Source organism: Streptomyces apocyni (genome assembly GCF_009739465.1).
Taxonomy (GTDB): Bacteria; Actinomycetota; Actinomycetes; order Streptomycetales; family Streptomycetaceae; genus Streptomyces; species Streptomyces apocyni.
In genome coordinates, this window is the sequence record NZ_WHOM01000053.1 from 18587 (window position 1) to 33703 (window position 15117).

The window sequence follows — 15117 nt, forward strand, 5'->3', positions numbered from 1 at the left end:
GCTGCGTCACTGCTCGTTCCCCTTGCTAGCTGACGCCTCGGAGGCGTCGTGGTCCTGGCCGGCTGGACCGGCCTGTGTGGTGTGCTCCGGGTCGGTCACGGCCTGAGCACTCTCGCCGGAAAGCCCGCTCTGGAAGGCGGCCAGCCATATGCCGGGCTGTACCGGCGGGGCGGGCTCCGACGGGGCGGACTCCGGCGGGGTCGCGGCTGCGGCCGACGTGGCCGCGGCCGACGCGGTGGGTGTGGCCGCGGTCGGCCTGCGGCGGCGCTGCGGCAGGCCGTTCGCCGTGCGTTCGGCCACCACGGGAGCGTCGTCGGTCACCGGCGCGGGCCCGGTCACCGGGCGGGGCGCCGTCCCAGCCGCCGTACGCGCCGCCGTACGCGCCGTCCCGGCCGCCGCGCGCGACGGCTCGGCGGAGGCACGCGGGCCCGACGCGGTGCCGATCCCGTGCGCGAGGCCGGTCGCCTCGGCCGCCGTGGTGATCAGGTCCTGCGGGACGACCAGGACGGCCCGCACACCGCCGTACGCCGAAGGGCGCAGCGAGACCTGGAACCCGTACACCTGCGAGAGCCGCCCGACCACGGCGAGGCCGAGCCGTGGGGTCTCGCCCAGGTCGTTGACGTCGATGCCCTGCTGAGCCTGCTTCAGCATCCGCTCAGCCCGGCCGCGGGCCTCCTCGCTCATCGAGACGCCGCCGTCCTCGATCTCGATGGCGATGCCCGACTGCACGTCGACGGCGGTCAGATGGACCCGGGTCTGCGGCGGCGAGTAGCGGGTCGCGTTGTCCAGCAGCTCGGCCAGCGCGTGGATCAGCGGCTCGACGGCGGTGCCGACGACGGCGACCTCGGAGACCGAGTGCAGCTCGACGCGCTGGTAGTCGATGATCCGCGACATGGAGCCGCGCAGCACCGAGTACAGCGGCACCGCCCGGGACCACTGACGCCCCGGCCGGGCGCCACCGAGTACGGCGATGGAGTCGGCGAGCCGTCCGATCAGCGCGGTGCCGTGGTCGATCCGCAGCAGGTCGCCGAAGACCTCGGGGTGTCCACCGTGACGGTCCTCCATCTCCCGGAGTTCCTGAGCCTGTTGGTGCACGATGGCCTGGACGCGGCGGGCGATGTTGACGAAGGCGCGCTGTGCGGAGTCGCGCAGGTCCTCTTCGGCGGTGACCGCGTCGACGACCGAGCGCAGCACCGCGAGGTGCGCGGCGGGGGCCGACAGCGAGTCGAGTACGTCCTCGGGGAACTCGCCCTTGCGCAGCCGCGCCACGACGTCGGGCAGCAGCTCCTCGGCCAGCCGTACGGTCTCCGCCTCCCGGCGGGCCAGCGCCTCGTCCCGCTCGGCGGCCGTGGCCCGCAGCTCGGCGATCTCCCGGCCGCGGCGGGCCGCGATGGCGCAGGCGACGGCGAGCCCGACGACGGCGGCCCCACCCGTGACGAGTACGGCCGCCCGCCCCGAGTCGAGCAACGCCGCGGCCAGCGCGGTCAGGGCGGCGGCAGCGGCGGGCGGCAGAAGCCAGAGCGGGAAGGGGGACTTGGGACTTCCTGGGGATGTCCCCGTGCGAACCCTCTGCACTGCAGCTCCTGTACGTACCGAAGATCACCGGACAGCTCGGTAGCGTAGCGCGTTTGGAGTAACGGCAGGGAGTTGGGTGTGTGTTGACCGCGTAAATACGGTATGGCGTCGCGCACGGCGTACGGCGCGCGGTCATCGCGGTAGGGCGCCCGCCCGGCATCGGGGCCCTCAACAAGCGGAGGGTCCCGATGCCGGACAGACAGCCGGACAGACAGCCGGACAGACAGACAGGCGGCCCTTAGACAGCCCTTAGACGGTCCTAGGCTGCGCTGCCCCTAGGCCGCCGCGTCCACCGCCTGGGCCCGCAGCGCGCGCTCCACGCCCGAGCGGGACTCCGAAGCCAGCCGCCGCAGCGCCGCGTTCGGCGCGGCCGCGTCCAGCCAGGCGTCCGTGGCGTCCAGCGTGTGCTGGGAGACCTGGAGCGAGGGGTAGAGCCCGACCGCGATCTGCTGGGCCATCTCGTGCGAGCGCGACTCCCAGACGCCCTTGACCGCAGCGAAGTACTTCTCCGCGTACGGGGCGAGGAGTTCACGCTGGTCGGTCTGGACGAAGCCGCCGATCACCGCCTCCTGAACGGCGTTGGGCAGCTTGTCGCTGTCGACGACCGAGGCCCAGGCCTCCGCCTTCGCCTCGGCGGTCGGCCGGGCCGCCCGCGCGCTGGCCGCGTGCCGCTCGCCCGCGGCGGTGCGGTCGCGCTCGTACTCGGCCGCGATCTCCTTCTCGCCGATCCTCCCGGTCGCCGCGAGCCGCAGCACGAACGTCCAGCGCAGCTCGGTGTCGACGGCCAGGCCCTCGATCGTCGCCCGGTCGTCCAGCAGATCCGACAGCAGGTCGAGCTGGGATTCCGTACGGGCCGTCGCGGCGAACGCCCGGGCCCAGGCCAGCTGGTGGTCACTGCCAGGCTCGGCGGCCAGCAGTCGCTCGTGCGCGGCCTCGGTCCAGCGGGCGAGACCCTCGGCGCGGAAGTCCGGCGCCGCGTACAGGTCCAGGGCCAGCTTCACCTGCCGGTGCAGCGACTGCACCACACCGATGTCCGACTCCTTGCCGATGCCGGAGAGCACCAGCGACAGGTAGTCGCGGGCCGCCAGCTCGCCGTCGCGGGTCATGTCCCAGGCCGACGCCCAGCACAGGGCACGCGGCAGCGACGCCTCGAAGTCCCCCAGGTGCTCGGTGACCTGACGCAGCGACTCCTCGTCGAGCCGGACCTTGGCGTACGACAGGTCGTCGTCGTTGAGCAGCACCACGGCCGGGCGCTTCTGGCCGACCAGCTGCGGTACGGCGGTAAGCGGGCCTTCCACGTCCAGCTCGATCCGCTCGTCACGCAGCAGCTTGCCGGACGCGTCGTCCAGGTCGTACAGGCCGATCGCGATGCGGTGCGGACGCAGCGTGGGCGCGCCCTTGGCGCCCTCGGGCAGCGCGGGCGCCTCCTGCCGTACGGCGAAGGAGGTGATGACGCCGTTGGCGTCCGTCTCGATCTCCGGGCGCAGGACATTGATACCCGCGGTCTCCAGCCACGCCTTCGACCAGATCTTCAGATCGCGGCCGCTGGTCTCCTCCAGCGCGCCCAGCAGGTCGGACAGCTGGGTGTTACCGAAGGCGTGCGCCTTGAAGTAGGCCTGCACGCCCCGGAAGAACTCGTCCCTCCCGACATACGCCACCAGCTGCTTCAGCACCGAGGCGCCCTTGGCGTACGTGATCCCGTCGAAGTTGACGAGAACATCGTCGAGGTCGCGGATCTCGGCCATGATCGGGTGCGTGGACGGCAGTTGGTCCTGCCGGTACGCCCAGGTCTTCATCGAGTTGGCGAACGTGGTCCAGGAGTGCGGCCACTTGGAGTCCGGCGCGTACGCCTGGCAGGCGATCGAGGTGTACGTCGCGAACGACTCGTTCAGCCACAGGTCGTTCCACCACTCCATGGTGACCAGGTCGCCGAACCACATGTGCGCCAGCTCGTGCAGGATGGTCTCGGCGCGCATCTCGTACGCCGCGTCCGTCACCTTCGAGCGGAAGACGTACTGGTCGCGGATGGTGACCGCGCCCGCGTTCTCCATGGCGCCCGCGTTGAACTCGGGCACGAAGAGCTGGTCGTACTTCTCGAAGGGGTACGCGTAGTCGAACTTCTCCTGGAACCAGTCGAAGCCCTGCCGGGTGACCTCGAAGATCGCGTCCGCGTCCAGGTACTCGGCGAGCGAGGGGCGGCAGTAGATACCCAGCGGCACGCTGCGGCCCGGGCCGTCGTAGGTGCTGTGCACCGAGTGGTACGGACCGACGATCAGCGCCGTGATGTACGTCGAGATCCGCGGGGTCGGCGCGAAGACCCAGACGTCGTCCTTCGGCTCAGGCGTCGGGGAGTTCGAGATGACCGTCCAGCCGGAGGGCGCCTTCACGGTGAACTGGAACGTCGCCTTCAGGTCCGGCTGCTCGAACGACGCGAAGACCCGCCGGGCGTCCGGCACCTCGAACTGGGTGTACAGATACGCCTGGTCGTCGACCGGGTCGACGAAGCGGTGCAGGCCCTCACCGGTGTTGGTGTACGCGCAGTCCGCGACGACCTTCAGCTCGTTGGGGCCCTGGAGCAGGTTCGCCAGGGTGATCCGGGAGTCCGCGAAGACGGCGGCGGTGTCGAGCGCGTCGCCGTTCAGGACCACCTGGTGCACGGTCGGCGCGACCAGGTCGATGAAGGTCTCGGCCCCGGCTTCGGCGCTCTCGAAGCGCACGGTGGTCACGGACCGGTAGGTGCCGCCCTCCTGCGCGCCGCTCAGATCGAGGTCGATCTCGTACGCGTCGACAGTGAGCAGCTTCGCGCGCTGCTGCGCCTCTTCACGGGTCAGATTGGTGCCGGGCACGCGGTCATCTCCTCGGGTTGCGATGGTGCTGACCATCCTTCCACGAGCGACGCGCCGCGTCCGGGGCGTTTCGCCCGCTACGGCCTGCGCACCTCGAAGTGGAAGCAGCCGTACGTCACGGCCCTGACGTGGACCAGCGCCACCGCCGGGTCCGCGAAGGCCTCCGCGAACGCGGCGTCGAAGCCGGACGCGGCGTCCTCGGGGATCTCCAGCAGCCGCCCCCCGACGATGCGCCCCTCGGAGTCGTACCGCCGCAGTACCCGCAGCGCCCCGGCCCGGTCGAACGGATACCGCTCCCGGCCCGCCGGACCCCCGCAGTCCTCGGCGTGGATGAAGACGGGCCCCTGCTCGTCGTACGCCCCGGGTCTCGCCCAGCGCTCGGCCGCCCACCGCCGCAGCGGCGCGTACGACACCAGCGCGATCCGCTCCCCGGCCGCGCTCAGCCGCAGACAGCACCGCAGCGGCGCACCACCCTCGCCGTCGGTGTACGGGGCACAGGGCCGCCCAGCGTCGTCGGTGTCACGGAGCTGCTGGAGGGCGGCTGGGGCGATGGGCCGGGCGTGATAGGTCGTCGTCATGCGCCCAGCGTCGCCGCACGCGGCCCTGGGCACCGGCGGTTTCCGGACGTGGAACCCGCGAAGGGGGCGGCCGCCGTCACACGGTGGCCGCCCCCTTCGCGTACGGGCGCGTCAGCCCTTGAGCTCGGCCGCGACCAGCTCCGCGATCTGTACGGCGTTCAGCGCCGCGCCCTTGCGGAGGTTGTCGTCGGAGACGAAGAACGCGAGGCCGTTCTCGGCCGTCTCGTCGTTACGGATGCGGCCCACGAAGGAGTCGTCCTTGCCCGCCGCCACCAGCGGCGTCGGCACGTCGGTGACGACGACGCCCTCCGCGCCGGACAGGATCTCGGTGGCCCGCTCGGGGCTCAGCGGCCGCTCGAAGCGGGCGTTGACCTGGAGGGAGTGGCCGGTGAAGACCGGGACCCGGACGCAGGTGCCGGAGACCTTGAGCTCCGGGATCTCCAGGATCTTGCGGGACTCGTGGCGGAGCTTCTGCTCCTCGTCGGTCTCGTTCAGGCCGTCGTCCACGATGGAGCCCGCCAGCGGCAGGACGTTGTACGCGATGGGCGCGACGTAGTTGTCGGGCGCCGGGAACTCCACGGCGTCCCCGCCGTGGGTCAGCTTCGGCGCGTCGTCGCCGACCTTCTGGATCTGGTCGTTGAGCTCCTGGACGCCGGACAGGCCGGAGCCGGACACGGCCTGGTAGGTCGCGACGACCAGGGAGGTGAGACCGGCCTCCAGGTGCAGCGGCTTCAGCACCGGCATGGCGGCCATCGTGGTGCAGTTCGGGTTGGCGATGATGCCCTTGGGGCGGTTCGCCACCGCGTGCGGGTTGACCTCCGAGACGACCAGCGGCACCTCGGGGTGGCGGCGCCAGGCGGAGGAGTTGTCGATCACGACGGGCCCCTGCGAGGCGACCTTCTCGGCCAGCGCCTTGGAGGTGGCGCCGCCCGCGGAGAAGAGCACGATGTCCAGGCCCGAGTAGTCGGCCGTGGCCGCGTCCTCGATCGTGATGTCCTGGCCCTGCCAGTCGAGGGTCTTGCCCGCGGACCGGGCGGAGGCGAACAGTCGCAGCTCGTCGACCGGGAACTTACGCTCGGCGAGGATGCCGCGCATGACTGTGCCGACCTGACCGGTGGCTCCGACGATTCCGACCCTCACGTGGGCTCCTTACTCGTACTACTCGTACCTGTGGACCTGGGCAGTCCCGTTTCCATCATGCGTATGACCGGTATGCGGTTGTCCAATCCATTGTCCGGGATGCGGAACGGGGCGGGTGCCGTGAGATAGCACACCCGCCCCGCCCTATATCCGTATCAATCGTGTCAATCGCGACAGATCACCTTAGGGGGTGACCTTCTCGATCGTGACGCTGCCGACCCCGGCGGCTGTGCCCCGGGCGTTCAGCACCTGGAGCTCGCCGACGAACTGGCGGCCCTCGGGCGCGGCGCCCGCGACCACGACATCGGCGGCCAGCTGCGCGGACTCGCCGTTGCCCAGCTTCACGGTCGCCGACTTGTCGACCTTGAGCTCACCGAGCGAGGGCGCGTAGTACACGTCCAGGTAGTCGTAGTCGGTCTCCCCGGCCGGAACCGCGTAACCGTCGACGACGATGGTGTACTCGCCCGCGGCGGGATCGGTCAGGGTGACCCGCTCCTCGGAGTCGCCGCCCGCGGACTGGCCGACCAGCTTGTCGCCCAGGAACACGGCCAGGTCCAGGTCGGCGGACGCGTCGGAGACCTTGCCGATCTTGATGTCGAACAGCTCGACACCCTCACCGATGGTCACCTTGCGCTCCTGCGACGCGCCGTCCTTGATGCTCGGACGCTCCTTGACGGACGAGCCGAGCGAGCCGCCCTTCAGCGTGCCGTCGATCGCGGCGAAGGTGTTGGTGCCCTTCCACTCGACCTTGGCCGGAGTACCGATCTTGGCCTCGTCGAGGGTCGCCTCGGCCGGGTCGAACTCCACGCCGAGAACCGAGACGTCCAGCTTGTACGGGTTCTTCAGCAGCGGCGACGTACGGCGCGACTCGACCTCGATCTCCCAGACGCCCGGCTGCGGGTTCGCGTACGAGCGCAGGTCGGGGCGGCAGGTGTTGGTCGGGTGCTCGTAGTTCGGGTAGCAGTGGATCGTCGACGTGGAGTCCATCGGCACGCCGTACGGGTGCAGCGAGATGAACCGCGTCTGGCTGTCCTTCTTGAGACCGCTCATGGCGACCTCAAGGGTCTTCGCGCCCTCCGGCACCGTCACGAAGTACGAGGTGGTGAGGTTGCGCACCGCCTTGCCCGAGGCGGAGAAGCTGTACGACGGCTTCGCCAGCTTCTCGGAGGCGACCACGGTGGTGAGGATCTGCTTGTCGACGCCCTTGGTCCACAGGTCGTTGACCTCGAGGATCGCGCTGCTCAGACCCGCCTTGCGGGGCTTGGCGGTGACCTTGACGGTGACCGGCTTGTCCCGCGGCAGCAGGATGAAGCGGAAGCCCTTGATCCCGAAGGTGCGGTCGTGGTTGTTCTTGAACGACAGCTTGTGCCACACGGCGCTCTTCGGGCCGGTGGTACGGGTGATCGTGACGTCGTACGTCTTGCGCTCGCCGACCTTGAGGCCGCCCTCGCGGTCGTAGAGGCCGGTGCCGAAGCCCGGCTCCGTCAGGTGCTGGTCCAGCGCGGTGTCGACCGGGGCCTTCACCGTGTACCCGTGGGCCGTGGCGCCCCACCTGATCGACTTCCAGGCCTTCTGGATGTTGATCAGGCCCGAGCCCTGCTCATACGCCTGGGCGCCCTTGATCTGGGTCGCGGTGCTGGTCAGCGCGGTGCGCAGCTTCGCGGGCGGCAGGTCGACGTTCTTCTGCTTCGCCGCCGAGAGCAGCAGCGCGCTGGCGCCAGCGGCCTGCGGCGAGGACATCGAGGTGCCCTGCAGCATGCCGTAACCGGCCGGGAGGTCGTAGCCCGCCTCGGCGACCGGCTGGCCCTCGGCCCAGGTCTGGATGGTGTTGATCGAGGCGCCGGGCGCGGTGATCGTCGGCGTGAAGCCGCCGTCCTCACGCGGTCCGCGCGAGGAGAAGGGCATCATCGCGTACTTGCGCTTGACGGCCGAGCCGTAGTTGGCGGCCCAGGTCTCCTTGGAGACCGAGGCGCCGACCGAGATCACCTTGTCGGCGAGCGACGGGTCACCGATGGTGTTGGCTCCGGGACCGCTGTTGCCGGCCGAGATGACCAGCTGGACGCCGTAGTCGTCGATGAGCCGGGTGTAGAGCTCGGCGCGCGCGTTGTTGCCGTCGTTCAGCGCGGGCAGGCCGCCGATCGACATGTTGACGATGTCGACGCCGCGGTTCACCACGAGGTCGATCATGCCCTCGGTGAGCGCGGCGCTGGTGCAGCCGCCGCTCCAGGTGCAGGCGCGCGAGGAGACCAGCTTGGCGCCGGGGGCGGCGCCGTTCATCTCGCCGCCGAACAGCGAGTTGGCGGCGGTGATGCCCGCGACGTGGGTGCCGTGCGAGCCCTCGATGACGCCGATGTTGACGAAGTCGGCCTTCTTGCCGACCCAGTCGCCGCCGTACGGGTCGGTCGGGACGTCCTTGCGGATCTCGACGACGAACGGGATGCGCTCGGCGACCTCGGTCGCCGGGTCGTCCTCACCGAAGTAGCCGATTTGGAAGCCGTCCTTGTACGGCTTCATCGGCTTGTCGTTGGTGAAGTCGCCGTCGTTGTCGAGGTCGACGGTGACGGTGCCCTTGTCCGCGTCGTAGAGGACGCCCCAGGTGTCGGTGGTGTCACCGTCGCGGTTGAGGTCGCCGTCCATGTCGCCGCCCTTGGTGGCGGCCTCGGCGAAGACGTTGACCTGGAAGTCGCCCTCGGGGGCCTTCCAGGTGCGGTCGGCGAAGGTGAACTCGGGTCCGGAGACCGGGTTGGTCATCCGGCGCCAGGTGCCGTCGCGGTCCACGATCGGGTCGGTCGCGGTGACCCAGTCGACGATCTTGCGCTCGCCGGTGGTGGTCTTCTGCAGCGCCGGGTGGGCCACATCGACGCCGGAGTCGATGATGCCGATGGTGATCCCCCGACCATCGGCCTTGGGGTTCTTCTTGACGAAATCCACCGCGCCGGTCTCGAAGGACGGGTTGTACGGGTTCTTCGCCGGGGTCTTCTCGCTGGGCGCGGGGTACGTGCCCTTCGCGCCCCTCTTCGCGCCCTTGGCGGCGTCGGCGCCCGGGGTCGGGTCGTCCAGCTTGATCTCCGCGCTCAGGTCGATCGCGTGGACGCTGGAGAGCTTGGCCGCCTTCTTGATCGCGGCGTCGGCCTTCGGCGTGGGCAGCGTGGCGCGCACATAGCCCAGCTTGTCGTGGGTCTTGCCCACGGAGCCGCCCTTGACGCCGTCGAGCTGCTTGGCGACCTGCTCGGTGCTGCCGGGCTTGGTCGCGACCAGCAGCGTGACGGTCTTCTCGCCCTTCGCCTCGGCCTCGGCGAGCCGCTCGGCGTCAGCGGTACCGAGCTTGTCCTGGCGGTCCTGACTGGACTTCACCGGTACGGGGTCGCCGTCCGATGCACCGTCGGCGGCGAAGGCCGGTACCGCCGCGGCCGCGGCGAGCGCGGCCGCCAGACCCGCGGCCACCGTGAGGCGGGCCGCGCGTCTCGCACCGGATATCGGTGCGTGGGGGGTGTTGAGGGTCATCTGTATCCCTATAACTGAGAGAGAAGGTCCGGTTTTCGGACCCAGATGACCGCTCACCCTTATATAAGTGATCGATGTTTGGGGAGAGTTGTCCGAGACGAAAGAAGGAAGTGGCGTACATCCGCCATACGCCACGGGGCGTATGGCGGAATAAAGCGGGACATCCAAACTGGATGCGGAGGTTCAGCTTCCGTGTGTGCGGGCGTAATGCCGGGAGGCTTTGGCCCGGTTTCCGCACGCCGCCATGGAGCACCAGCGCCGGGTGCCGTTCCGCGAGGTGTCGAAGAAGTGCAGGACGCACGCGTCGTGGGCGCACTTGCGGATACGGTCGGGCGCGGCGCTCAGCAGCTCCAGGTAGTTACGGGCCGCGGTCCAGGCCGGACCCCAGGACGGGTCGTCGAACTCCGCGCGCTCGCCCGGGCCTTCGGCGCTGAGGGTCGCCCGGATGCGGCCATGGGCGAGTACCGCGTCGACCCGGGTGATTCCGGCCGGGTTGTCCGGGGTGTCCGCGACCGCGCTGAGAGCGTCGCGGGCGGTCAGCAGATGGCGCAGGGTGGTCACGTCGGCCGGGAAGCGGTCATCGAGACCGTTCGCGGCCAGCCAGATCCGCAGGCCGTCGTCGGCGTCGAAAAGATCCCGCCGCCCTCCGTCCTGCACCCAGCGGGTGTTGAGCAGGTCCAGCGAGATCGGTTCGCCAGTGAGCGGGCGTGGGTCGACCGGGGCGGGCATCGAGACTCCTTTCAGAGCTGTCCGGGGCTGTGCGGGGCTGTGCGGGGCTAACCAGTCAAGGTTACGTCACCGGTTGGCTTGTCTGGGAGGTTAAGCGCGGTCGACGACGCTGTGGCGCGGAGGGGGCGTGTTTGCCTCTAACGTCACAGGGTGCACAAAGAGCTCAGGGTGGCGGCCTACGCCGTGTGCGTACGGGACGGACGGCTGCTGCTCGCCCGCTGGGTAGCGGCCGACGGCACCAAACGGTGGACCCTGCCCGGCGGCGGCCTGGAGCACGGCGAGGACCCCTACGACGCGGTGGTGAGAGAGGTGGCCGAGGAGACCGGGTACACCGTACGGCCCGCCACGTTGCTCGGCGTCGACTCGCTCCGCCGCCGCTACCCGCGCAAGCTGGGCACCTTCGCCGACTTCCACGGACTGCGGGTCGTCTACGAGGCCCGGATCACCGGAGGCGAACTGCGCCCCGAGGAGCACGGCTCCACGGACCTGGCGTCCTGGCACGCCCTGGACGCGGTCCCCGAGCTGCCCCGGGTCGGCCTGGTCGACATCGGCCTCACGTTATGGCGTACCCGGCCAGCTGTGGGCCGCGTCGACGAGACGACCTGAAGGTGAACGCGGAGTAATCAACTCCCCTCCCCTGAGGGCGGGGAGGGTGGCCGCGCCGGGTGGCGGAGATCCACGTACAGCGATCGGCCGACAGCGTTGCGGTCTCGTTAACGCCCACGTCATCCCCAGTGCCAACGATCCAGTGAGAGCGGGGAGTCCCCCCGCGGCCACTGCCGACTCGTTCGCACCCTCGGGAGACCGCGCCATGCCGCGCACACGCTCTGTCGCCGCTGCCTGCCTCGACCGCCGCACTCTCCTCTCCACCACCGCCGCGCTCTCCGTCTCCACCGGCCTGGCGCTCGCACTCGGCGCCAGCGGGCCCAGTAGAGAAGCCAGCGCGGCCGACGCCGCCGACGCCGCCGACGCGGCGTCGCCGCTCGCCGGAGCCCCCGCCCCCACCGCCCGCCCTCGCCCCGCCGCCCCCCTCGCCCCGTACCAGCACGGCACCACCCTCAGTACGGTCGCGACGCCGCGCGGCGGCAGCGGCTACCGGCGCCTGGGCGAGGGGCCCGGCTGGCCCCGGGTCGTCCGCGGCGAACTGGCCGCGCCGAAGGCGGGCCGCGCCGACCGCCGCAGCACACTCGCCGCCTTCGTCCAGTTCACCGACCTGCACATCGTCGACGTCCAGCATCCGCTGCGTTACGAGTACCTACGCGCCCAGACCGGCAGCGGCTGGCGCCCCCAGGAGGCGCTGTCCGTCGCCGGGACCGTCGCGCTCATCGAGCGCGTCAACGCGCTGCCGGGCGCGCCCGCCACCGGCGCACCGCTGGGCTTCGTCATGACCACCGGCGACAACACCGACAACAACTCCCGCGCTGAACTCGACTGGTTCCTGCGCACCATGAGCGGCGGCACCATCACCCCCAACACCGGAGACCCGCGCCGCTACGAGGGCGTCCAGGACAGCGGACTGAAGCTCTACTGGCACCCTGAGGCCGACCTGCGTGACGGCGACAAGGCGCTCGGCTTCCCACGGATCGACGGATTCCTGGCCGCGGCGATACGCCAGGTCCGCAGCCCCGGCCTGCGGCTGCCCTGGTACTCGACCGTCGGCAACCACGACAGCCTGCCCGGCGGCTGCTTCGCCGCGGGCGACAGCTGGTTCGCGGACTTCGCGGTCGGCGGCAAGAAGCTGATGTCGCTGCCGGATGCGGCGGGCGCCGCCCTCTGGACGGCCGTGAAGAAGGGCCTGGACCCCGAGGGCACCCACTTCCGGGAGCTCCTGCGGACCTCGTCCCACCGGCTGACCTCCGTCACCCCGGACGAGTCCCGCGCGCCCTTCACGCCCGCCGAGTACGTCCAGGCTCACCTGGACCCCGCGCACACCGGCCCCGGACCGGTCGGCCACGGCTATACGGACGCCAACCTCGCCGACGCCACCCAGTACTACAGCTTCCCGATATCGGACGACGTGATCGGCGTCAGCCTGGACACCACCGACCCCGGCGGCCACTACGAGGGCTCGCTCGGCACCGCCCAGTTCAGGTGGCTGGAGCGCACCCTGACCCAGGCCGAGCGGGACGGCACGTACGTCATCGTCTTCAGTCACCACACCAGCAGGACGATGCGCAACCTGCGCCCCGACCCGGCCCGCCCGTCCGAGGCCCGCCACGGCGGCGACGCGGTCACGGCGCTGCTGCGGCGCCACCGCACCGTACTGGCCTGGGTGAACGGCCACAGCCACAAGAACGCGATCACCCCGCACGGCGGCTTCTGGGAGATCTCCACCGCCTCGCACATCGACTTCCCCCAGCTGGCCCGGATCATCGAGGTCACCGACAACGGTGACGGCACCCTGTCCGTCTTCACCACCCTCATCGAGTCCGCCGCGCCCCACCGCACGGACCTCACGGACCTCTCCCAGCCGGGCCTCGCCGCGCTCTACCGGGAACTCGCCGCCAACACACCGGGCCTACGGCCCACGCTGACCGGTGAACCGAGCGACCGCAACACCGAACTGGTGCTCCGCAAGACCCGCTAGCCCCTCAGCTCCACTTGGCTGATTCGTACTCAACCGGACGTACCCGAGCAACTTCCCCCGCCCCGAGCGAGTCCTGCCCGCTGACCGAAGTCGCGCAGGTGCGCAGTCGCGCAGCCGTGGGAAGGACAGCACATGGCAACAGCAGTACGTACGGTGCGGGCCACTCTTCTGGGAACGGTGACGGTGACGGCCGTGGCGGCACTGACCGCCGCGACCCTCACCGCACCCGCGGCGGCCGAATCCCGGACCAGAGACCACCAGCCCACCCAACAGGCCATGGACGCCGCCGTGGCGGACGGCGTCCCCGGAGTCGCCGGGCAGGCCGTGGACCAGTACGGGACCTGGAAGGGCACGTCCGGCGTCGGCAACCTCAGGACGGGCAAGCAGCGCAGCGCCCACGACCGCTACCGGATCGCCAGCATCACCAAGACCTTCGTCGCGACCGTGCTGCTTCAGCTCCAGGGGGAGGGCAAGCTCGACCTGGACGACACGGTGGAGAAGTGGCTGCCAGGCGTGGTGCACGGCAACGGTCACGACGGCAGCGAGATCACCGTCCGCCAGCTGCTCAACCACACCAGCGGGATCTTCGACTACACCAGTGACCCCGCCCTCGCCAGGAAGTACCTCTACAAGGGTTTCCTGAAGCACCGCTACGACACCCTTGAGCCCACGGACCTGGTGGCCGTCGCCATGCGGCACAAGCCGGTCTTCGAGCCGGGCGACGGATGGAGCTACTCGAATACGAACTACACCCTGGCCGGGATGATCATCGAGAAGGTGACCGGCCGGACGTACGGCACCGAGATCGAGCAGCGCGTCATCAAGCCGCTCGGACTGCACGCCACCCGGGTCCCGGGCACCGAGCACTGGGTGGGGTGGCCCAGCTCACGGGCGTACTCCACACTCTCCGACAAGCCGCAGGGCCGGACGTACGACGTCACCGAGCTCAACCCGTCCATGGCGGGTGCGGCGGGCGAGATGATCTCTGACTCCGGTGACCTCAACCGCTTCTTCGGCGCGCTACTCGGCGGGGAACTGCTGCCCGCCAAGCAGCTCAAGGAAATGAAGACCACGATCCCGGTCGAGGGCGAGCCGAACGCGGGCTACGGGCTGGGCCTGATCAAGGAGAAGCTGTCCTGCGGCAAGGTGGTCTGGGGTCACTCCGGTGGCTTCCACGGCTCCATCTCACAGGCGCTGACGACCACGAAGGGCGATCACTCGCTCGCCTTCAACTTCAACGGCGACTGGTCCGGAGACAGCCGGGCGGTCGGCGAGGCGGAGTTCTGCGGGACGAACTAGCGCGGTGCCGCGTCGCGAAGTGGCGCACAAGTGCGGGGCGGGGCCCGCCGTCCGGGTCCCGCCCCTGCTTTTCCCCTGTTACCCCGTTTCCCCCGTTTCCCCTGTTCCCCCTCGGGCCGGTCAGCGCGGAAGCACCACCACATACGCCGCCGGATCGCGGTCCGAAGACGCCATCAGGGCGGTACGGACGACTGTCGCCTGCTGCTCCATCGACTCGCGGAGCTTCCTTGGGGTGAGGTGCACGACGGTGATGCCGAGCCGCTCCAAGTGCTCGCGCTTGCGGGCGTATTCGGACCACAGGGCGTCGTCCTCCTGGCGCGGGGCCCGGGTGTCGAGCTCGACCGCCAGTGACTGGTCCGGCCAGTACGCGTCGACGCCGCCGAGGTGCGGGCCGCCGGGGAGACGCAGGTCGACGTTCCACAGCGGGTCGGGCAGGCCGTACTCGGAGACCATCGTGTAGAGGCGGTCCTCGGCGATGGCCCGGCCCTCGGCGAGCAGCGAGTCCACGGCGTTCACGACGTGCGGCCGGTTCAGCAGCCGCGCTCGGTTCAACTCCTTGACCAGGACGGCGGGTTCGCAGAGCCCGCGGCGTACGGCCTCGGTGAGCATACGGCGGACCGTGTCCGCGTCGCGGAGCTGGGCGACCGCGTCCGCGAGGGCCCGCGCTACGGGGGCGACCGGGAGGCCGGTGACGGTCTGCGGGCGGGGCAGGGCGTGGGCGCGGACCAGCCGGGCGCAGCCGGTGGAGCGCAGGCGGCGGGTGCGCGGGACCAGGACGTCGATGCGGTCCAGCGTGAGCAGTGGGGGAGCGGACGAGAACCGGTGCAGCGCGAGCGCGGCGAGCCCGGTGATCATCGCG

At 70.5% G+C, this 15117-nt stretch carries 10 protein-coding genes; 3 read left to right on the plus strand and 7 right to left on the minus strand.

What is annotated here, in order from left to right:
• Nucleotides 1-6: 6 nt before the first annotated feature.
• From GCN81_RS14845 to GCN81_RS14870, 6 genes are all read right to left on the minus strand, one after another.
• Complete coding sequence (locus GCN81_RS14845) at nt 7-1575, minus strand: sensor histidine kinase (protein WP_407697971.1); 1569 nt, start codon at nt 1573-1575, stop codon at nt 7-9.
• 275 nt (nt 1576-1850) lie between these two features.
• Nucleotides 1851-4421 carry an aminopeptidase N gene (gene pepN, locus GCN81_RS14850; RefSeq protein WP_156725081.1) on the minus strand — a complete coding sequence of 857 codons (2571 nt, stop codon included), beginning with the start codon at nt 4419-4421 and terminating at the stop codon, nt 1851-1853.
• A 77-nt stretch (nt 4422-4498) separates the two neighbouring features.
• A complete protein-coding gene (locus GCN81_RS14855; RefSeq protein WP_156725082.1) occupies nt 4499-4999 on the minus strand; it encodes a DUF1203 domain-containing protein in 501 nt (166 codons plus the stop codon).
• 111 nt (nt 5000-5110) lie between these two features.
• Nucleotides 5111-6139 carry an aspartate-semialdehyde dehydrogenase gene (locus tag GCN81_RS14860; protein ID WP_156725083.1) on the minus strand — a complete coding sequence of 343 codons (1029 nt, stop codon included), beginning with the start codon at nt 6137-6139 and terminating at the stop codon, nt 5111-5113.
• A 183-nt stretch (nt 6140-6322) separates the two neighbouring features.
• Nucleotides 6323-9643, minus strand: coding sequence for a S8 family serine peptidase (locus GCN81_RS14865; RefSeq protein ID WP_156725084.1), 3321 nt, complete (start codon nt 9641-9643; stop codon nt 6323-6325).
• A 183-nt stretch (nt 9644-9826) separates the two neighbouring features.
• On the minus strand, nt 9827-10372 hold the full coding sequence (locus tag GCN81_RS14870) for a CGNR zinc finger domain-containing protein (protein ID WP_156725085.1): 546 nt from the start codon (nt 10370-10372) through the stop codon (nt 9827-9829).
• Nucleotides 10373-10522: 150 nt separating this feature from the next.
• On the opposite strand from GCN81_RS14870, the gene GCN81_RS14875 reads away from it, so the two are divergent.
• The 3 genes from GCN81_RS14875 to GCN81_RS14885 all read left to right on the plus strand — a co-directional run bounded on the left by GCN81_RS14875 (nt 10523) and on the right by GCN81_RS14885 (nt 14258).
• Complete coding sequence (locus tag GCN81_RS14875) at nt 10523-10978, plus strand: NUDIX hydrolase (protein WP_156725086.1); 456 nt, start codon at nt 10523-10525, stop codon at nt 10976-10978.
• Between the two features lie 205 nt (nt 10979-11183).
• On the plus strand, nt 11184-12959 hold the full coding sequence (locus tag GCN81_RS14880) for a TIGR03767 family metallophosphoesterase (RefSeq protein ID WP_156725087.1): 1776 nt from the start codon (nt 11184-11186) through the stop codon (nt 12957-12959).
• Between the two features lie 132 nt (nt 12960-13091).
• Nucleotides 13092-14258 (plus strand): serine hydrolase domain-containing protein, encoded by a 1167-nt coding sequence (locus tag GCN81_RS14885; protein WP_197287643.1) that lies wholly within the window; start codon nt 13092-13094, stop codon nt 14256-14258.
• Nucleotides 14259-14378: 120 nt separating this feature from the next.
• On the opposite strand, the gene GCN81_RS14890 is transcribed toward GCN81_RS14885, so the two are convergent.
• Nucleotides 14379-15117, minus strand: a 739-nt coding sequence (locus GCN81_RS14890) for a hypothetical protein (protein WP_156725088.1), incomplete at its 5' end; no start/stop codon positions are given.